Origin of the sequence: Pseudoduganella namucuonensis (assembly GCF_900116645.1) — a bacterium.
GTDB classification, from domain to species: domain Bacteria; phylum Pseudomonadota; class Gammaproteobacteria; order Burkholderiales; family Burkholderiaceae_D; genus Rugamonas; species Rugamonas namucuonensis.
Genome location: NZ_FPBO01000030.1, coordinates 92,279 through 110,688, shown reverse-complemented (window position 1 = coordinate 110,688; position 18,410 = coordinate 92,279). Strand labels below are relative to the sequence as shown.

Below are 18,410 nucleotides of genomic sequence, written 5' to 3'. Positions count from 1 at the left end.
GCGCTGCGGCAGCAGCATGTCGCGCGTGACGTGTTCGGAATAGTCCAGGCGCAGGCGCAGCGGGCGGTTGGCGGTGACCAGGTCGTTCTCCGCCAGTATGAAGTCGAGGAAGTCGCTTTCCACGGGATCTCCGGATCGAAAGATTGCAGTTCAGCAATCGTCACATCGAATCCGTGGACACCCATTGATCGGCGGCAAACATCGCCCGCGCGGCGGCCGGCCGATCAGCGGCGCGCCGGCGTGACACTTAGGGCGCGGTGGCCAGCGCGAAGCCTTCGATGATCTCGTCCGCGTCCTCCGGCCGCACCACGCGCGCGACCTCCTTGCCGTCGCGCAGGAAGATCAGCGTGGGCCACAGCTTCACGCGGAAGGAGCGTCCCAGCAGGCGCCCGGGGCCGTCCTCCACCTTGTAGTGCGGCACCCGCTCGTGGCCGGCGTAGGCCTGCGCCAGCGCGCCCTGCGCGCTGCGGCAATAGCCGCACCAGTTGGTGCCGAATTCCAGCAGCGCCGGGCCGCTCAGCGCGTCGATGTCGGCGCGCGTGGGCGCCGTTTCCTTGTAAACCGTTTCCATTGTCGTGTCCTCCTCAGGCTACATGCTCTACGATTTTGGCTTGAGGCTGGCGCACGGATCGGGACGCTGCTTCGAGGCAATCTTGACGTGGGTGTCGAACTCGCTCTTGCCGGGCGCCGCCTCCGTGTAGGCCACGCTGCGCACGGTCAGCCTGGGCTCGACCGCGTCCAGCCAGCGCGGCACGCCATAGTCCTTGCGCACGTGGCCATTGCCGGCGATGAGCACCACGTCGCGCGGCAGCTGCTCGCGCACCAGCTTGGCCATCCAGATGTCGCGCGCGATCTGCGCGTTGACCATGCCGGGGACCATCATGTCCGGCAGCATGTTGCAGTGGCCGGCGACGATCTCCTTTTCCTGCGCCTTGACGATGTCGGCCGGCAGCGCCTGCTTGAGCTTGTATTCGGCGATGGTCTTTTCGTCGAAGGTGGAGGCCACGCCGTCGCGCACCACGCGCGAGGCGTCGGCGCGCGACAGGTTGGCCGCGATCAGCGGCAGCTGGTAGTGCAGCGCCATCTCGATGATGGGCTTGTACTGCGCCCAGTCCCAGCGCGGGCTTTGCATCACCAGGATCAGGCACTGCGCGTCGCGGCAGTCCTTCTGCGCCCGGTTCAACAGGGGCTGGGTCTCGCGGTCGAACTGCTCCATCGCGATGGCGGGCCGCCAGCCCGCCTCCACCCGCTTGCGCAGGTCCGCGTAGCGCCGCTTGTGGCCCTCGGCGTTGTCGTGCACCTCGCCCAGCAGCAGCACCTGCGGGTTGTCGGTGTCGGCGGCGGCGCGGTTCTGGGAGGTGGAACAGCCGGCGGCGGCAACGGCGATCAGCAGCAATGCGGGGATGGCGGGTTTCATGATGCTCCATTCGATAAGGCGACAGCGTAGTCTAGCGCATGCCGCCCGGCCGGGCACTGGAAGGCCGGCGCCAACTATGGGTACACTGGCCCCGGGAAAACGACAAGGACAAGCATGCGGCGCGACTTCGACGACATACAACTGGGTAGCATCGAGCTGTTTTGCCTGGCGGCGGAACTGGGCAGCTTCACGGCGGCGGCGGCATCGGCGGCGGTGACGCCGGCGGCGGTGAGCCGCTCGGTGTCGCGGCTGGAGCAGCGGCTGGGCGCGCGGCTGTTCGTGCGCACCACGCGCCAGATCCGCCTCACCGACAGCGGCCAGGCGTATTTCGAGCAGTGCCGCCAGGCGCTGGACCAACTGCGGGAGGCCGAGCGCGTGGTCACCGGCAGCCACGGCGCGCCGGCCGGCCCGCTGCGCATCAGCGTGCCCACGCCCTACGGCCATTACCGGCTGCTGCCGCTGCTGCCGCGTTTCCGCGCGCTGTATCCGGACGTGCGGGTGGAGGTCCACATCAGCAACCGCAACATCGACTTCGCCGAGGAGGGCTTCGACCTCGCCGTGCGCGGCCGCGACCCGGCCGATTCGACGCTGGTCGCGCGCAAGCTGGAGGACGCGGAACTGGTGCTGGTGGCGGCGCCGTCCTACCTGAAGCGGGCCGGCACGCCGCACACGCTGGACGAGCTGCGCGGGCACGACTGCATCCAGTTCGAGCTGCCCAGCACGGGCCGCAGGATACCGTGGCCCTTCATGGTGGACGGCGAGCGGGTGGAGGTGGCGACCGAGGGCGGCTATTGCTGCGCCGAGGATTACCTGGGCATCGCGACGCTGGCGAGGCACGGGGCGGGCGTGGTGCAGACCTACCGCTACGTGGTGGACGAGGACCTGGGGCGCGGCGAGCTGGTGGAACTGCTGCCGGCGCACGGCGGCGCCTCGCGGCCCTTCATCCTGCTGTATCCGCACGCGCGCCACCTGTCGCTGCGGGTGCGCACCTTCGTCGATTTCCTGATGGAGAACCTGGGCCGGAAGCACCGCTGACGCCGCTTTGGGGTCTGACCCCAAGTACCTGTTGACGCCGCTTGATCAGGAGAAACCGGCGGCGAAGGCCTGGCGGGCGGGATGCAGCACCACGTCCTCGCGCCACACCAGCATGGTTTGCACCATGGCGAATTCGGGCGGCAGCGTGTGGACGCGGATGGTGCCGGCCAGCTTGCGCTGCTTGAGCACTTCGCGCGGCATCAGCGCCACGCCCATGCCCGCCGCCACGCAGCCGATGATGGCCTCGAAGGTGCCGAACTCGGACACGCGCGACGGCGTCACGCCCGCCTCCGCGAACCAGCCCTCCAGCTTGCGCCGGTAGGCGCAGCCGGAACGGAACACCAGCAGCGCCTTGCGCCCCACGTCCTCCGGACCGCTCACCGGCCCGTGCCTGTCCCCGGTCAGCAGCACCAGCTCCTCCTCGAACACCGGCACCTGCTCCAGTTCCGGCCGCGTCACCGGCGCCGCCACCAGCGCGGCGTCGAGCTTGTGGTTCAGCACCGCGTGCACCAGTTGGTCGGTGGGGCCGGTCTCCAGGGTCAGCTCCACGTCCGGATGGCGCTTGTGGAAGGCCGCCAGCACCTGCGGCAGGCGCGCGGCCGCCGTGGTTTCCATGGCGCCGATGCGCAGTTGGCCGGCCGGCCGCTGGTCGCCGCGCACGGCGGCCTGGGCCTCGTCCGCCAGCCGCAGCAGCCGGCCCGTGTAGGCCAGCAGGCGCTCGCCCTCGGCCGTGATTAGCAGGCGCCGCCCCGAGCGGTGGAACAACGCCACGCCCAGCCCCTCCTCCAGCTGCGCCAGCCGGGCGGACACGTTGGACTGCACGCGGTGCAGCCGCGCCGCCGCCTGCGTCACGCTGCCCTCCTCCGCGACGGCCTTGAAGATGCGTAGCGCCGAGAGCTCCATATCGATTCTCTTTAAGTGATTTATCGATTCAGTATTATTCATTTTTCACGATATGTAAACCCGCCTATAGTGGAAGCATGAAAACCGCTCCCAACCCCCTCATACTGCTGGCGTGCAGCTTCGCCTTCGTGATCGTGCAGCTGGACGTCACCATCGTGAACGTCGCGCTGCCGCAAATCGGGCAGGAACTGCGCGCCGGCGTCGACGACCTGCAGTGGGTGGTCGACGCCTACACGCTGGGCTTCGCCGTGTTCCTGCTGTCGGCGGGCGTGCTGGGCGACCGCTTCGGCTCGCGCCTGGCCTTCCTGTCCGGCTTCGGGCTGTTCACCGTCGCCTCGCTGGCCTGCGCCGTCGCGCCGGACGCGCCGTTGCTGAACGTGGCGCGCGCCGCGCAGGGCGTGGGCGCGGCGCTGCTGGTGCCCAGTTCCCTGGCCATCCTCAACGCGGCCTACGCGCACGACAAGCACATGCTGGCCAAGGCGGTGAGCTGGTGGACGGCGGCCGGCGGCGTGTCCATCGCGGCCGGCCCGGTGCTGGGGGCGGCGCTGATGGAGCTGGCCGGGTGGCGCAGCATCTTCTGGGTGAACGTGCCGCTGTGCGTGGCCGGCTTCTGGCTGACCCTGCGCGTGGCGCCCGCCATGGCCGCCAAGGATCCGCGGCGCGCCTTCGACGTGCCGGGCCAGCTGCTGTCCGTGGTCGCGCTGACTGCCTTCATCGGCGCGGTGATCGAGGTGCACGCCCTGGGCTGGACGCACGGCCTGGTGCTGGGCGGCCTGGGCCTGGCGCTGGCGGCGGGCGCGCTGTTCCTGGCGGTCGAGGCGCGCAGCGCGGCGCCGATGCTGCCCTTGACGCTGTTCCGCAAGCCGGGCTTCGGCGGCGCCGTGATGTTCGGCGTGCTGGTGAACTTCGCCTATTACGGCGTGATCTTCGTGCTCAGCCTGTACCTGCAGCGCATGCGCGGTTTCACCGCGATGCAGGCCGGCCTGATCTTCCTGCCGCTGACGGGCACCTTCATCTTCTCCAACATCGTCAGCGGACGCTTGTCGGCCCGCGCCGGGGTGCGGCCGCCGATGATCGCCGGCGCGCTGATCGCCGCCGCCGGCTATGCGCTGCTGTGCGTGCTCGGCATCGCGCCGGGATCGGGCTTCATGGCGATGCTGCCGGGACTGGTGCTGATCCCGGCGGGCATGGGCCTGGCCGTGCCGGCCATGACCACCTTCATCCTGTCCAGCGTGGAGCGCCACCAGGCCGGCACCGCGTCCGGCGTGCTGAACATGGCACGCCAGGTCGGGGGCGCGCTGGGCGTGGCGGTGTACGGCGCGCTGGCGGCCGGGCCCTCGGGCGTGCGGCTGGCGGTCGGCGTGTCGGCCGGGCTGCTGCTGGCCGCGTGTGTCATCACTTATTACACGATGTATCAATTCAATTGCGGAAAGCGGTATTTATCTACGCCGAACGCAAAAGTATAGTGATTCCACACCAACCAAAAAAGGAAACACCATGAAAACCGTCATCGTCACCGGCGCATCGAGCGGCATCGGCTTCGCACTGGCCCGGGCCTACCTCGAACGCGGCGACAACGTGGTGGGCAACGCCCGCACCATGGACCGCCTGCTGACCGCCGCCGCCATGCTGGGCGACCCGCCCAACTTCCTGCCGGTGGCCGGCGACATCGCGCTGCCGGCCACCGCGAAGGAGCTGTTCGAGCGCGCCATCGCCGCCTTCGGCCAGGTCGACATCCTGATCAACAACGCGGGCATCTTCATCCCCAAGCCCACCACGGAGTACACGCAGGCGGACGTGGATGGCATCGTCGGCACCAACCTGATGGGCTTCTTCTACCCGTCGCAGCAGGCGGCGGCGCACATGGCGGCCAGGCGCGACGGCCATATCGTCACCATCACGGCCAGCATCGCGATGCAGCCGAACGCCAAGGTGCCGGCGCTGCTGCCGGTGCTGATCAAGGGCGGCTTGAACCACGCGACGCGCGCGCTGGCGCTGGAACTGGCGCCGGCCAACGTGCGCGTGAACGCGGTGGCGCCCGGCATCATCGACACGCCGATGCACGGCGCCGACGAGGGCACGCAGGCCTTCCTGCGCTCGCTGTCGCCGGCCGGCGCGACGGGGGACGTGCAAGAGATCGTGGACGCGGTGCTGTACCTGACCGGTTCCAGTTTCACCAGCGGCGCAACGCTGGCAGTGGACGGCGGCGCTTCGGCCGGCGTCTGGTAATCATCGATAGACCAACAGGAGAGAAATATGCCGTATGTGAACATCCGCATCACCCGCGAGGGCGTGACCGCAGAGCAGAAACAGGCCTTGATCGAGGGCGCGACCGAGTTGCTGGTGCGCGTGCTGAACAAGAATCCCGCCACCACCTTCGTCATCATCGACGAGGTGGAGACGGACAATTGGGGCGTGGCGGGCCAGAACGTGACGTCGCTGCGGCGGAAGGCGAAAAGCTAAAAGCTAAAGGCGGCCGTCCGCAGCCGGCGCCGTCACCGCAGGCCGCACACGCTGGCGATGCTGCCCAGCGATACGCCGCTGGACACGGCGCGGCCGATGCAGCCGGCCTTTTGCCAGCCGTTTTCGGCCAGCGCGAATCCGCCGATCACCAGCGCCAGCACCAGGCCGACCATGATCAGGATGCCTTTTAACAGATCGTTGTTCATTTTATTGCTCAACAGCAATTCATCGGGCCGCCATTGTAGCGCCTCCGGCGGGCGCTAGGCAATCGGCGCCAGCGCGTAGTCGAAGGCGTAATAGTGCCGGCCCTCCTCGATGCGTATTTCCAGTGTACCACTGAGGCCGGTCAGGTCGCCGCTGCCGGAGTCGGGCACCACCGTCACCATCAGGGCCGGCGCGCCGCGGTTCATGATGCCGTGGTGCTGGATCGTGAAGCCGCCCTTCAGGCCGTCCAGCACGCCCTCCACCCGCTCCATCGCCACGTAGCCGGCCGAGTCGGGCGCGGCGCCGCGGAAGCTGAGCATCTCGCCATTGCCGGTGGCGTCCAGCGCGCCGTGGTAGCGCTTGTCCAGCACCATGCGCCCCAGGCCGAAGCCGGAGGCGGCCACCGACATCAGTTCGGGGGTCATGGTTACGTCGAATTCTCCGGCGGCTACGGGCATGGCGGTTCTCCAGTGGGGGTTAGATCGGGTTCGAAATCAGGCCGGCCGTTCGCAAGCCAGCGCGTGCAATTTCCTTATGATGTTCCAGTTGCGCGTGGTGACCGCGTCGCCCAGCAGCGTGCCCATGGCGGCCGCCGCGCGGCTGGCCAGCACGCCGTCCGCGCACCACAGGTAGGCGGCCCAGCGGCCCACCGCCATCGCCTCCGGCTCCCAGCGCTGGTGCGCCAGCGGCGCCAGGCGCTCGCGGTCGGACGGGTCGCTGAGCACGGCCACCAGCAGGCGCGTGGGGTCGTCGGCCACCGGCTCCAGGCTATTGTCCTCGACCACGTGGGCCAGCTGCTCGGCGTCCAGCACCGTCACGCGCGCGGCCACGCCCAGCTTGAGCACCAGCGCCTCCTCGATCAGGGCCGCCGCCTCGGCGGGACCGGGCTGGCCCTGTTCGGGGCAGTCGTACACCACGTTGCCGCTGTTGAGCACGGTGTTGACACCGCGAAACCCCAAGTCGGTCAGCAGCTTGCGCAAATCGGCCATGGCCACGCGCTTCGCGCTGCCCACGTTCAGACCCCGCAGCAAGGCAATCTGCCGGCATGTTCCCATCGTCGCCTCCTCTGGCTACCTGCAATTAAGCGCAAGTATGCGGCAGGCGCGCGCGCGGTGGCGCGCAGATAGGCGCAAGCCCCCCGGCCGCTCAGGCGTGGGCGCCGGCGCCGGCGCGCGGCTCGCCGCCTTGCGCCCCGTGCTCCTGCGGCGTCACGCGCGGGATGCGCAGCACGAAACTGGCGCCCTGCCCCAGCACGCTGCTGACGGTGATGCTGCCGGCGAACTGCTTGGCGATCAGGTTGAACACGATGTTCAGGCCCAGGCCCGTGCCGCCCTGGCCGCGGCGGGTGGTGACGAAGGGGTCGAACACCTTGTCCAGCATGTCCGGCGCGATGCCCTTGCCGTTGTCGACCACCTGCATCTGGATCCAGTCGCCGTCCGGCCGCACGTTGATGTTGATGCGGCCCTCGGTCTCGGCGTCGAAGGCGTGCTCCACGCAGTTCAGCGTGAGGTTGGTGATGACCTGCGCCAGCGCGCCCGGATAGCTGTCGAGCACGATCTCGGGCGGGCAGTCGATTTCCACGCTCAGGTGGGTCTTCTTCAGCTTGGGCTGCAGGCTGGACACCACCTCGCCGATGTACTCGCGCAGTTCGAAGCGGCGGCGCGCCTCGCTCACCTGGTCCACCGCGATCTGCTTGAAGCTGTGGATCAGGTGCGCGGCGCGGTAGGCGTTGTTCATGATGAGCTTGGTGCTCTCCTCGGCCGTCTCCAGGTAGCGCAGGATGTCGGACTTCCTGATGGCGCCGTCGGCCACCGCCTGGTGCACCTTCTCGGTGGCCTCCATCAGCACCGAGGCGCTGGTCAGCGCGATGCCGACCGGGGTGTTGATCTCGTGCGCCACGCCGGCCACCAGGCCGCCCAGCGAGGCCAGGCGCTCGGCCTGCAGCAGCGACTCCTGGGTGCGCTGCAGGTCGTCCAGCGCGCGGGCGGTGGCGGCGGCCGCGCGGCGCGCCTCGTCCTCGGCCTCGCGGGTGCGCGCGATGATGGCCTTCACGCGGCGCTGGATGGCGTTGAAGCCGCGGATCACGTCGCCCAACTCGTCGCGCCGGTTGTCCGGCAGCTCGCCCACCTCGTCCGAGCCGCGGGTGGCCAGGTCGTGCAGGCCGTCGCGCAGCTGCTTCAGGGGTTCGAACACGATGCGCAGGCTGAGCGCCAGCGCCGCCACCAGGATCAGGTCCAGCAGCAGCACCTCGATCACCTTGCGGCGCACCTCGGCCGCCAGCGTGGCGTCCATCTGCGCGCGGCTGAAGTTGACCACCACGCGGCCGACGATGACGGGCTTGGGCGCGTTGCCGGCGGCGCCGGCGTCGCGGTAGGCCAGGTCGGCCACCACCGGGACGCCGGCCACCTGGCTGTCGTTCTCCAGCGAGGCGACGCTGCCGTCCTCGCGCCGCAGCTTGCCCGAGAACAGGCCGACCGAGGTGTCGTAGACGCGGATCGCCACCAGCTCGGGCGGCAGCATCTCGGCCGCCACGATGTTGTCCACCTTGGCCTTGTCCAGGTCCCACAGCGCGGACGGCAGGCTGGTTTGCAGGCGCGTCAGCACTCCCTGGCGCAGACGCTGGTTGCCCACCTCGAGTTCGTGGCTCAGGCTGTACTGCGCGTAGGTGCCCGAGATGGCCAGCACCAGCGTGACGATGACCACGAACAGGAAAGTCAGCCTACCCTGGATACCAAACATCGAACCCGCTCCTCGCACCAATTTGATGGCAACGTCCCAATGTAAAGTATGCCTAGCCTCTTGGCAAGATTAAAGGCCCGCCGCGCGGCGGGGCGCGCGCCGGCCGCCACAGACATTGTCCAGCACGGGTGGTAAGATCGAACAAAGGACGAGGGAGACCGCCATGACCACCAGTTATCAGCACCTCGCGCTCGACCAGGTGCAAGCAGGAATGACGCTGTCCGACGAGCTGCTGGACGTGCAGGGCCACGTGCTGTTGCCACAGGGCACGGTGCTGACCGAGGCGATGCTGGCGCTGATGCCGCGGCACGGCATCGTCTCGCTGCCGATCGCGGTGCCGGACGAGCCCAGCGAGGCCGAGCTGGCCGCGCAGCGCGAGCGCCATCTGGCGCGCCTGGAGCGCCTGTTCCGCAAGAACGATCCCGACAGCGACCAGGACTGGGCCACCGCCCTGCTGCGCCGCTTCGTCACCGATTTCCGTCTGGGCCTCGCGCCCGCTGAAGAATGAGCCCCATGCTGACTTACGACGACATAGTGGAAAACCTGGACGACCTGCCCTCGCTGCCGGCGGTGGTGATGGAACTGCTCAACAGCATCGACCAGGAGGACGTGGACATCTCGGTGCTGGCCAAGAAGGTGTCGCACGACCAGGCGCTGACCGCCAAGACGCTGCGGCTGGCCAATTCATCGACCTACGGGCTGCAGGTGAAGGTCACCACGATCCAGCAGGCGATCACCTTCCTCGGCTTCCAGACCACGCGCAACCTGATCACGGCGGCCGCCGTCACCGGCTGCTTCGCCGAGCGCCAGTGCGCCGGTTTCGACCACAAGGCGTTCTGGCGCCACTCGATCGCCAGCGCGGCCTGCGCCAAGGTGCTGGCGCGGCAGATGCGCTTCAACCAGGACTACGCCTTCACGGCCGGCTTGCTGCACGACATCGGCCGCCTGGTGCTGGTGGCCTGCTATCCGAGGGAATACGAGAAGGCCATCGCCCACCGCGACGCGCACGACTGCTACATGCGGGAGGCCGAGCGCGCGGTGCTGGGCATCGACCACGTGGACGCCGGTATGGCGCTGGCCGAGCGCTGGAACTTCTCGGACACGATGCGGCTCGCCATCGCCCACCACCACACGCCGGAGGCGCAGGGCGCGGGCTTCCTGGCCGCCATCATCCACGTCGCGGACGCGATCGCGCACGCGCTGGACCTGGCGCAAATGCCGGACGGCCTGGTGCCGCCCGTGTCGACCGTGGCCTGGACGGCCCTCGGCCTCGATGAGGAGATTTATCTGCAGCTGTTCCGGGAAACGGAACTGCAGTATGAGGAGATCGCGATGGTGCTGCTGTCCTGAAGGGGAGGACGTTGACCGGAACACTGCGGTTCCGGTCAGCGCGCCGCTGTCATGTCAGTGGGCGTAGTTGCCGCCACTGCCTTCCTGCGGCGCCGCCTTGTTTTCAGGACGGTCCTCTGGCTTCGGACGGCCCTGGGCGTCGGACAGGCGGTACTTGGTGCGGCGGTCGCCCATCAAGTCGCGCAGGTCGCGGATGCTCATGCCTGTCACTTCGTGCATCCTGATCAGCAGCGAGGCGCCGACCGGCAAGCGGTGGTGGCGGATCTTGCTGATGACAGGCGGCGCCACTTCCAGCATGCGCGAGAGCGCGGCGTCGTTCTTCAGCTGCATTTTTCCAAGCAGCATGTCCAGCAGGTGGTTCGGGTTGTAGCTTTCCTGTGATGCTAGGGCGTGGTGTGCCATGATGTTCCTCGTCTAAGTGAGTTGTCGAGATCCCGGCGGCGTTGCAATTGCAACAATATTGTACGCCTGAACCGGCCCGGTCCGCCAAGCCGCGGCCTAGCGGTAGTTGTGTAAGCTCAACCATCCGCTAGAATTCTTGGCAACAATGCCATTTCAACATAGTGGGATATTCCGTGGCGCACGAAAGAACTGGCAGGAAATAATGACGCTGGAAAAACTCGGCCGCGCGACGCCGCGCGGCCCCCGCGGACGGGGTTCAGGCGGTGGTGTCGATGGTCTGGCCGACGCGCGACGAGGGCGCGGTGCCGGTCTGGCTGCGCTGCTGGGCGTCGAGCTGCTGGCGGCGCACGGCGTCGGCCTGCTCGGTCTGGCGCTGCTGGTCGGCCTGCGCGGCCGCGCCGGCCTGCTGCGACTGTCGCGCCTCGGTTTGCGACTGCGCCTCCAGCCGCGCCTGCTCCTCGCGGCGGGCCTGGCGCAACTGCTCGGCGCGCGGATCGGCCGCGGCGGTCAACTGCTGGGCTGCGCCGCCACCGGCGGCGGGGATGGAACTGACGGCCATGGTATGTCTCCCGGGTAATGGTTAGAGGGTAGGACAACTTGCGCGCTTTGCAATGTTATTGCATCAACAGGCATGGAAAATAGCCGCGCGCGTCGCCGCGCGGCCGGCATTACGGTAAACTAGCGCTTTGCGGTACAACCCCTGTTGCGATATCCCCATTGAAAACGAAGACCCCCGTACAGCCGTCCTATTTCATCCCCGAGCCGCTGGACAACACGCGGCTGGCCCACTTGTGCGGTCCGCTCGACGAGAACCTGCGCCAGATCTCGGCCGCGCTGGACGTGACCATCTTCCGCCGCGGCGAGAAGTTCATCGTCAACGGCGCCAACGCCGGGCGCGCGGTCGAAATCCTCGAGCAGTTCTACAACGTGGCGCAGAAGGTGGTGCCGGTGGAGGAGGTGCAGCTGGCCCTGGTGGAGCAGCGCGCCGGCCTGGCGCCGCCGCTCGAGCCCAGCCACGAGGAGCCGCCCTTCAACGAGCCTGACATCACCAGCCCCACGCTGAAGACGCGCCGCGCCGACCTGCGCGGGCGCACGCCGCACCAGATCAAGTACCTGCGCAACATCCTGGATCACGACATCAGCTTCGGCCTGGGCCCGGCCGGCACCGGCAAGACCTACCTGGCGGTGGCCTGCGCCGTCGACGCGCTCGAGCGCGACGCCGTCAAGCGCATCATCCTGACCCGCCCCGCCGTGGAGGCGGGCGAGCGCCTGGGCTTCCTGCCGGGCGACCTGGCGCAAAAGGTCGACCCGTATCTGCGTCCGCTGTACGACGCGCTGTACGACCTGCTGGGCTTCGACCGCACCCAGAAGATGTTCGAGAAGGGCGTGATCGAGATCGCGCCGCTGGCCTATATGCGCGGCCGCACCTTGAACCACGCCTTCGTGATCCTGGACGAGGCGCAGAACACCACGGTGGAACAGATGAAGATGTTCCTGACCCGCATCGGCTTCGGCAGCAAGGCCGTCGTCACCGGCGACACCACCCAGATCGACCTGCCGAAAAGCCTGAAGAGCGGCCTGGTGGACGCCACCCACGTGCTGCGCGACGTGCGCGGCATCGCCTTCACGCAGTTCTCCAGCGCCGACGTGGTGCGCCATCCGCTGGTGGCGCGCATCGTCGACGCCTACGAGAGCGCCCACAACGCCACGGCCGAAATCGCGCCCCTGTTCAATCCCGTGAAGACCGCGAGCGTCAAACATGTCCGAAAAAAATAAGCTGACCCTGTCGGTGCAGTACGCCGACCCGCGCCTGCAGGAAAGCGTCACGCGCCCGCTGGTGCGCAAGTGGATCAAGGCGGCGCTGTTCGCGCCGGCCGAACTGACGGTGCGCTTCGTCGACGCCGCCGAGGGCCAGGCGCTGAACCGCGACTACCGCGGCAAGGACTACGCCACCAACGTGCTGACCTTCGCCTACAACGAGGGAGAGGAGGTCGCGGACGACGAGCCGACCCGCGCCGACATCATCCTGTGCACCGACGTGCTGCGGCAGGAAGCCGCCGAGCAGAGGAAAACGGTGGAGGAGCACACCGCCCACCTGATCGTGCACGGCGTGCTGCACGCGCAGGGCTACGACCACATGGACGACGAGGAGGCGGCCGAGATGGAGGGCCTGGAGACCGAGATCCTGGCCGGCCTGGGCTACGCCGATCCCTACGCCTGAACGGGACCAACCGGCGAAATCGGTGGGGGCCTTGCAATTAGTGTATGCTATAGGACTCCGAAACAACTGGCTCACGCCTGCCATGCAAGAGCACTCTAGTGGCGTCAAGACTGACGCCAAACCCCACCGGTCGCTATTTGAGCGACTCACCGCACTGATTTCCCCCGAGCCCGAGAACCGCGCGGAACTGCTCGAAGTCCTGCACGATGCCCACGAACGCAACCTGATCGACGCCGACGCACTGTCGATGATCGAAGGCGTGTTCCAGGTGTCGGACCTGTCCGCCCGCGATATCATGATCCCGCGCTCACAGATGGACGTCATCGACATTTCCAAGCCCATCGAGGAATGGATGCCCTCCGTATTGGAGACCGCCCACTCGCGCTTCCCCGCCATCGACGGCGAGCGCGACAAGGTGATCGGCATCCTGCTGGCCAAGGACCTGCTGCGCTACTACGCGGAAGAATCGTTCGACGCGCGCGACATGCTGCGCCCGGCCGTGTTCATTCCGGAATCCAAACGCCTGAACGTGCTGCTGCGCGATTTCCGCGCCAACCACAACCACATGGCCATCGTCGTCGACGAGTACAGTGGCGTGGCTGGCCTCATCACCATCGAGGACGTGCTGGAACAGATCGTCGGCGACATCGAGGACGAATACGATTTCGACGAGGAGGAGGACAACATCCTCTCCATCAAGGAAGGCAAGCAGGGTCCGCGCTGGCGCATCAAGGCGCTGACCGAGATCGGCCAGTTCAACGAGGAACTGGACACCGACCTCTCCGACGAGGACGCCGACACCATCGGCGGCTTCGTCGTCAAGCACCTTGAACGCATGCCCCACAAGGGCGACACGTTCGAGATCGACAACCTGCGCTTCGAAGTGCTGCGCGCCGACGCGCGCCAGATCCACGTGCTGCTGGTCGAAAAACTGCCCCCGGCGGTGGACGAGCAAGACTGATGCGCTTCAGACGCGCCGCCGCCACCGACACGCCCCCCCCACAGCGCAGCACCCGCAGCCGGATGATCATCGCCGCGCTGGCGGGCGCCGCCAGCGTGTTCTCCTTCGCCCCCTTCGGCTGGTGGCCGGTGCAGATCCTGTGCCTGTCGCTGCTGTTCTACCAGGCGCTGCGCGCGCCCTCGGTGCGGGACGGCGCGTGGGTGGGCTGGGCCTTCGGCTTCGGCTGGTGCCTGGCGAACGTTCACTGGCTGGTGATCGCGCTGAACCGCTTCGGCGGCCTGGCGCTGCCGCTGGCCGTGGTCTCGATCGCGCTGCTGGCCGCCCTCATGGGCGGCTACGCGGCCATGGCCATGTACGCCGGCCTGTGGCTGCGCCGGCGCTGGGCCCTGCCCCTGCCGGCCGCCGCGCTGCTGGTGCTGCCGGCCATGTGGGCCGTGTTCGAATGGGTGCGCGGCTGGCTGTTCACCGGTTTCTCCTGGGCCTCCGCCGGCTACGCCCACAACGACGCGCCGCTGGGCGGCTTCGCGCCCGTCGTCGGCGTGTACGGCGTCGGCTGGCTGGCCGCTGTCTGCGCCGGCGCGCTTCTGCTGGCGGCGCACCGCGCGCGCTGGGCCGCGCTGGGCGCCTTCGCGGCGCTGTTCGCGGTGGGTTTCGGCCTGAAATTCGTCGAGTGGACCACTCCCGTGGGCCAGCCCATCTCGGTGCGCCTGGTGCAGGGCAACACCCCCTTGCTGCAGAAGTTCGACGCCTCCCACACGGAGGCCACGCTGCGCCGCTATTACAACAGCGTGACGGCGGAGGCGGCCGACCTGGTGGCCACGCCGGAAACGGCCGTGATGCTGTTCCCGCACCAGCTGCCGCCGGACTACCTGCCCGCCCTCGGCCAATTCGCCAAGCGCTCCGGCAGCCACCTGGTGCTGGGCATCCCGCTGATGGACAGTCCGACCCAGTACGCCAACAGCGTGATCGGCCTGCCGCCGGACACCGGCCTGCCCACCTACCGCTACGACAAGCACCACCTGGTGCCCTTCGGCGAATTCATCCCGCCCGGCTTCCGCTGGTTCACCAACATGATGCAGATCCCGCTGGGCGACCAGACCCGCGGCAAGCTGCTGCAGGCGCCGTTCCAGGTGAAGTCGCAGCGCGTGCTGCCCAATATCTGCTACGAGAACCTGTTCGGCGAGGAGATCGCGGAGCAGCTGGCGTCCGATCCCAGGCCGGCCACGCTGCTGCTGAACGTGTCCGAACTGGCGTGGTACGGCGAATCGATCGCCATCCCGCAGCATTTGCAGATCTCGCAGATGCGCAGCCTGGAGACGGGCCGCCCCATGCTGAGCGCCACCAACAACGGCGCCACCGTGGTGATCGACAGCCACGGCAAGGTCACGGCGGCCCTGCCCTATTACCAGGCCGGCGTGCTGAAGGCCACCGTGCGGGGCACGGAGGGGACCACGCCCTACATCCTGCTGGCCAACAAACTGTTCCTCGCGCTGGCGGCGCTGGCCGTGGCCGGCGCGTGGCTATGGTCACGGAAAAACGCAAAAAACGCGGCCAACGGGGCCTAATCCCTTCCAGGGCCCGCAAAACCCGCTAAAATTAGCCGTTTTGGCAAACTCGATATAGCCCAACGCAACAGCCCAACGCTAGCCAGCGCAAAAGATCAAAGACGATGCTCACATTTCAACAAATTATCCTGACGCTGCAAACCTACTGGGACAAGCAGGGCTGCGCCCTGCTCCAGCCATACGACATGGAAGTGGGCGCCGGCACCTTCCACACCGGCACCTTCCTGCGCGCGATCGGCCCGGAGCCATGGCGCGCGGCCTACGTGCAGCCTTCGCGCCGTCCCAAGGACGGCCGCTATGGCGAAAACCCGAACCGCGGCCAGCACTACTATCAATACCAGGTGGTGATGAAGCCGGCGCCGGAAAACATCCTGGACCTGTATCTGGGTTCGCTGGAGGCGCTGGGCCTGGACTTGAAGCAGAACGACGTGCGCTTCGTCGAGGACGACTGGGAAAGCCCGACCCTGGGCGCCTGGGGCCTGGGCTGGGAAGTCTGGCTGAACGGCATGGAGGTGACCCAGTTCACCTACTTCCAGCAAGTGGGCGGCCTGGATTGCAAGCCGGTGCTGGGCGAGATCACCTACGGCATCGAGCGCCTGGCCATGTACCTGCAGGGCGTGGAGAACATGTACGACCTGGTGTGGACCGAGTGGGAAGAGAACGGCGAAAAGAAAACGCTGAAGTACGGCGACGTGTTCCACCAGAACGAGGTGGAGCAGTCGGCCTACAACTTCGAGCACTCCAACACCGAGCTGCTGTTCGCGCAGTTCAACAACCACGAGTCCGAGGCCAAGCGCCTGATCGAGCTGCAACTGACGCTGCCGGCCTATGAGCAGATCATGAAGGCCTCGCACAGCTTCAACCTGCTGGACGCGCGCGGCGCCATCTCGGTGACCGAACGCGCCGCCTACATCGGCCGCGTGCGCGCCCTGTCGCGCCTCGTGGCGCAGGCCTACTACGATTCCCGCGAGCGCCTCGGCTTCCCGATGCTGCCATCGACGACCCAAACCGCCGCGTAAAGACCAGAACGACATGAACCAGACCCTGTTAATCGAACTGCTGACCGAAGAACTGCCGCCGAAAGCCCTGTCCAAACTGGGCGCCGCGTTCGCCTCGGCCATCGTCAACGGCTTGAAATCGCGCGACTTCCTGGAAGAGGACAGCGTGGCCACCACCTACGCCACGCCGCGCCGCCTGGCCGTCTCCATCACGAAAGTGCGCGCCACCTCGCCGGACAAAGCGATCCGCGAAAAAGTGCTGCCCGTGACGGTGGCACTGGACAAGGAAGGCAATCCAAGCGCGCCGCTGGCCAAGAAGCTGGCCGCGCTGGGCTTCCCCGACCTGACCATCGCCGACCTGGAACGCGCGCAGGACGGCAAGGCCGAGAGCTTCTTCTACACCTACACCGCGCCCGGCTCGCAGCTGCTGGCCGGCGCGCAGGCCGCGCTGGAGGAATCCGTGGCCAAGCTGCCGATCCCGAAAGTGATGAGCTACCAGCGCCCGGACGGCGCCACCGTGCAATTCGTGCGCCCGGCCCACAGCCTGATCGCGCTGCATGGCGCCACCGTGCTGCCACTGACCCTGCTGGGCCTGACCGCGTCCAACGCGACCGAGGGCCACCGCTTCCTGACCGCCCCCGGCGCGCGCGCCGTGACCGTGGCCGACGCCGACGGCTACGCCGCCACGCTGGTGGAGACGGGCAAGGTGGTGCCGGCCTTCGAGGACCGCAAGGAAAGGATACGCGCCTCGCTGCTGGAGAAAGCCGGCGCCGACCAGGTGCTGATGCCCGAGGCGCTGCTGGACGAGGTGACCTCGCTGGTCGAATGGCCGGTGGTGTACGAGTGCCGCTTCGAGGAGGAGTACCTGGCCGTGCCGCAGGAATGCCTGATCCTGACGATGCAGACCAACCAGAAATACTTCGCGCTGACCGACGCCAACGGCAAGCTGCGTTCGCGCTTCCTGATCGTGTCCAACATCGCCACGGCGACGCCGGAAGCCATCATCGGCGGCAACGAGCGCGTGGTGCGTCCGCGCCTGTCCGACGCCAAGTTCTTCTTCGAGCAGGACAAGAAGAAGACGCTGGAATCGCGCCTGCCGCTGCTGAAGAACGTGGTCTACCACAACAAGCTGGGCACCCAGGCCGAGCGCAGCGAGCGCGTGACCGCGATCGCCGGCGCCATCGCCGCCAAAATCGGCGCGGACGTGGCCTTGGCCGAACGCGCGGCGCGCCTGTCCAAGGCCGACCTGCTGACCGACATGGTGGGCGAGTTCCCCGAGCTGCAAGGCATCATGGGCACCTACTACGCGCGCCACGACGGCGAGCACGAGGACGTGGCGCTGGCCGCCTCCGAACACTACCAGCCGCGCTTCGCCGGCGACGCGCTGCCCGCCACCGCCACCGGCACCGCCGTGGCGCTGGCCGACAAACTGGAAACCCTGGTCGGCATCTGGGCCATCGGTCTGCAGCCGACCGGCGACAAGGACCCGTTCGCGCTGCGCCGCCACGCCCTGGGCGTGCTGCGCATGCTGCTGGAGAAGCGCCTGCCGCTGTCCATCTCCGGCCTGCTGGCCGACGCCGTCAAGCAGTTCGGCGCCGTGGCCGGCTTCAAGGATCCGACGCTGGAAGTCACCGCCTTCGTGCTGGACCGCCTGCGCGGCATCCTGCGCGAGCGCGGCTTCACGCCGAACGAGATCGAGGCCGTGGTGGCGCAGAATCCGGACCGCCTGGACGACATCGTGCAACGCCTGGAGGCGGTGCAAGCCTTCGCCGCGCTGCCGGAATCGGTGTCGCTGGCCGGCGCCAACAAGCGCATCACCAACATCCTGAAGAAAAACGAGGAGGCGCTGGCGCAGGTCGCGGCCGGCGTGAACAACGCTTTGCTGCAGGACGAGGCCGAGAAGAAGCTGGCCGCCTCCATCGCCCGCGTGCAGCCGGAAGTGGACGCCGCCTTCGCGAAAGGCGACTTCGCCGGCACGCTGAAGACGCTGGCCCAGCTGCGCGACGACGTCGACGCCTTCTTCAACGACGTGATGGTGATGGCCGAGGATGTCGCGCTGCGCAACAACCGCCTGGCGCTGCTGTCCTCCCTGCACGGCATGATGAACCGCGTGGCCGACATCTCGAAACTGGCGGCCTGAGATGGGCAACCC

At 67.8% G+C, this 18,410-nt stretch carries 21 protein-coding genes; 12 read left to right on the top strand and 9 right to left on the bottom strand.

Translation table 11 applies throughout. The annotated features are described in order from the left end of the window. Window positions 1-247 precede the first annotated feature (247 nt). Both BM436_RS26095 and BM436_RS26090 read right to left on the bottom strand, forming a co-directional pair. Window positions 248-571: a thioredoxin family protein gene (locus BM436_RS26095; protein WP_093558455.1), complete on the bottom strand. Its 324-nt coding sequence runs from the start codon at window positions 569-571 to the stop codon at window positions 248-250. 27 nt (window positions 572-598) lie between these two features. Further along, window positions 599-1,417, bottom strand: a complete 819-nt coding sequence (locus tag BM436_RS26090) for a ChaN family lipoprotein (protein WP_093558454.1) — start codon at window positions 1,415-1,417, stop codon at window positions 599-601. A 114-nt stretch (window positions 1,418-1,531) separates the two neighbouring features. On the opposite strand from BM436_RS26090, the gene BM436_RS26085 reads away from it, so the two are divergent. Continuing rightward, window positions 1,532-2,452, top strand: coding sequence for a LysR family transcriptional regulator (locus BM436_RS26085; protein WP_093558453.1), 921 nt, complete (start codon window positions 1,532-1,534; stop codon window positions 2,450-2,452). Window positions 2,453-2,497: 45 nt separating this feature from the next. Here the strand turns inward: BM436_RS26085 and BM436_RS26080 are convergent, their stop codons facing one another. Continuing rightward, on the bottom strand, window positions 2,498-3,355 hold the full coding sequence (locus BM436_RS26080) for a LysR family transcriptional regulator (protein WP_093558452.1): 858 nt from the start codon (window positions 3,353-3,355) through the stop codon (window positions 2,498-2,500). Window positions 3,356-3,432: 77 nt separating this feature from the next. Between BM436_RS26080 and BM436_RS26075 the strand changes: the two genes are divergently transcribed. The 3 genes from BM436_RS26075 to BM436_RS26065 are packed head-to-tail and all read left to right on the top strand — an operon-like array spanning window position 3,433 to window position 5,818. Beyond that, window positions 3,433-4,821: an MFS transporter gene (locus tag BM436_RS26075; RefSeq protein ID WP_093558451.1), complete on the top strand. Its 1,389-nt coding sequence runs from the start codon at window positions 3,433-3,435 to the stop codon at window positions 4,819-4,821. A 31-nt stretch (window positions 4,822-4,852) separates the two neighbouring features. After that, window positions 4,853-5,584, top strand: a complete 732-nt coding sequence (locus BM436_RS26070) for an SDR family NAD(P)-dependent oxidoreductase (RefSeq protein ID WP_093558450.1) — start codon at window positions 4,853-4,855, stop codon at window positions 5,582-5,584. Window positions 5,585-5,611: 27 nt separating this feature from the next. Beyond that, window positions 5,612-5,818: a 2-hydroxymuconate tautomerase family protein gene (locus BM436_RS26065; protein ID WP_093558449.1), complete on the top strand. Its 207-nt coding sequence runs from the start codon at window positions 5,612-5,614 to the stop codon at window positions 5,816-5,818. 32 nt (window positions 5,819-5,850) lie between these two features. Here BM436_RS26065 and BM436_RS37245 read toward each other — a convergent pair whose 3' ends face one another. The 4 genes from BM436_RS37245 to BM436_RS26050 all read right to left on the bottom strand — a co-directional run bounded on the left by BM436_RS37245 (window position 5,851) and on the right by BM436_RS26050 (window position 8,761). Further along, on the bottom strand, window positions 5,851-6,024 hold the full coding sequence (locus BM436_RS37245; protein ID WP_177307517.1) for a hypothetical protein: 174 nt from the start codon (window positions 6,022-6,024) through the stop codon (window positions 5,851-5,853). Between the two features lie 54 nt (window positions 6,025-6,078). Beyond that, complete coding sequence (locus BM436_RS26060; protein WP_093558448.1) at window positions 6,079-6,480, bottom strand: DUF3224 domain-containing protein; 402 nt, start codon at window positions 6,478-6,480, stop codon at window positions 6,079-6,081. Window positions 6,481-6,516: 36 nt separating this feature from the next. Next, a complete protein-coding gene (locus BM436_RS26055; RefSeq protein WP_093558447.1) occupies window positions 6,517-7,077 on the bottom strand; it encodes a DUF1697 domain-containing protein in 561 nt (186 codons plus the stop codon). Window positions 7,078-7,168: 91 nt separating this feature from the next. Beyond that, window positions 7,169-8,761, bottom strand: a complete 1,593-nt coding sequence (locus BM436_RS26050) for a sensor histidine kinase (RefSeq protein ID WP_093558446.1) — start codon at window positions 8,759-8,761, stop codon at window positions 7,169-7,171. A gap of 163 nt (window positions 8,762-8,924) precedes the next feature. On the opposite strand from BM436_RS26050, the gene BM436_RS26045 reads away from it, so the two are divergent. Both BM436_RS26045 and BM436_RS26040 read left to right on the top strand, forming a co-directional pair. After that, entirely contained in the window at window positions 8,925-9,269 is a 345-nt protein-coding gene (locus BM436_RS26045; protein WP_093558445.1) for a hypothetical protein, read from the top strand. Further along, complete coding sequence (locus BM436_RS26040; protein WP_093558444.1) at window positions 9,266-10,111, top strand: HDOD domain-containing protein; 846 nt, start codon at window positions 9,266-9,268, stop codon at window positions 10,109-10,111. The genes BM436_RS26045 and BM436_RS26040 overlap by 4 nt, the downstream gene beginning before the upstream one ends. A gap of 54 nt (window positions 10,112-10,165) precedes the next feature. Here the strand turns inward: BM436_RS26040 and BM436_RS26035 are convergent, their stop codons facing one another. After that, window positions 10,166-10,513, bottom strand: coding sequence for a hypothetical protein (locus tag BM436_RS26035; RefSeq protein WP_093558443.1), 348 nt, complete (start codon window positions 10,511-10,513; stop codon window positions 10,166-10,168). Window positions 10,514-10,769: 256 nt separating this feature from the next. Then, on the bottom strand, window positions 10,770-11,072 hold the full coding sequence (locus BM436_RS26030; protein ID WP_093558442.1) for a hypothetical protein: 303 nt from the start codon (window positions 11,070-11,072) through the stop codon (window positions 10,770-10,772). A 158-nt stretch (window positions 11,073-11,230) separates the two neighbouring features. On the opposite strand from BM436_RS26030, the gene BM436_RS26025 reads away from it, so the two are divergent. The 6 genes from BM436_RS26025 (at window position 11,231) to glyS (ending at window position 18,398) form a co-directional block, all read left to right on the top strand. Next, window positions 11,231-12,289, top strand: coding sequence for a PhoH family protein (locus tag BM436_RS26025; protein ID WP_093558441.1), 1,059 nt, complete (start codon window positions 11,231-11,233; stop codon window positions 12,287-12,289). Continuing rightward, window positions 12,273-12,734 (top strand): rRNA maturation RNase YbeY, encoded by a 462-nt coding sequence (gene ybeY / locus BM436_RS26020; RefSeq protein WP_093558440.1) that lies wholly within the window; start codon window positions 12,273-12,275, stop codon window positions 12,732-12,734. The genes BM436_RS26025 and ybeY overlap by 17 nt, the downstream gene beginning before the upstream one ends. An 82-nt stretch (window positions 12,735-12,816) precedes the next feature. Beyond that, the gene (locus tag BM436_RS26015; protein ID WP_093558439.1) at window positions 12,817-13,695 is read left to right on the top strand and encodes a CorC family transporter; all 879 of its coding nucleotides are present in this window, start codon (window positions 12,817-12,819) and stop codon (window positions 13,693-13,695) included. Continuing rightward, window positions 13,695-15,260, top strand: a complete 1,566-nt coding sequence (gene lnt, locus BM436_RS26010; protein WP_093558438.1) for an apolipoprotein N-acyltransferase — start codon at window positions 13,695-13,697, stop codon at window positions 15,258-15,260. Before BM436_RS26015 ends, lnt begins: the two co-directional genes overlap by 1 nt. 104 nt (window positions 15,261-15,364) lie before the next feature. Next, the gene (gene glyQ, locus BM436_RS26005) at window positions 15,365-16,279 is read left to right on the top strand and encodes a glycine--tRNA ligase subunit alpha (protein ID WP_093558437.1); all 915 of its coding nucleotides are present in this window, start codon (window positions 15,365-15,367) and stop codon (window positions 16,277-16,279) included. 13 nt (window positions 16,280-16,292) lie between these two features. Then, entirely contained in the window at window positions 16,293-18,398 is a 2,106-nt protein-coding gene (glyS, locus tag BM436_RS26000) for a glycine--tRNA ligase subunit beta (protein ID WP_093558436.1), read from the top strand. Window positions 18,399-18,410: the final 12 nt, after the last annotated feature.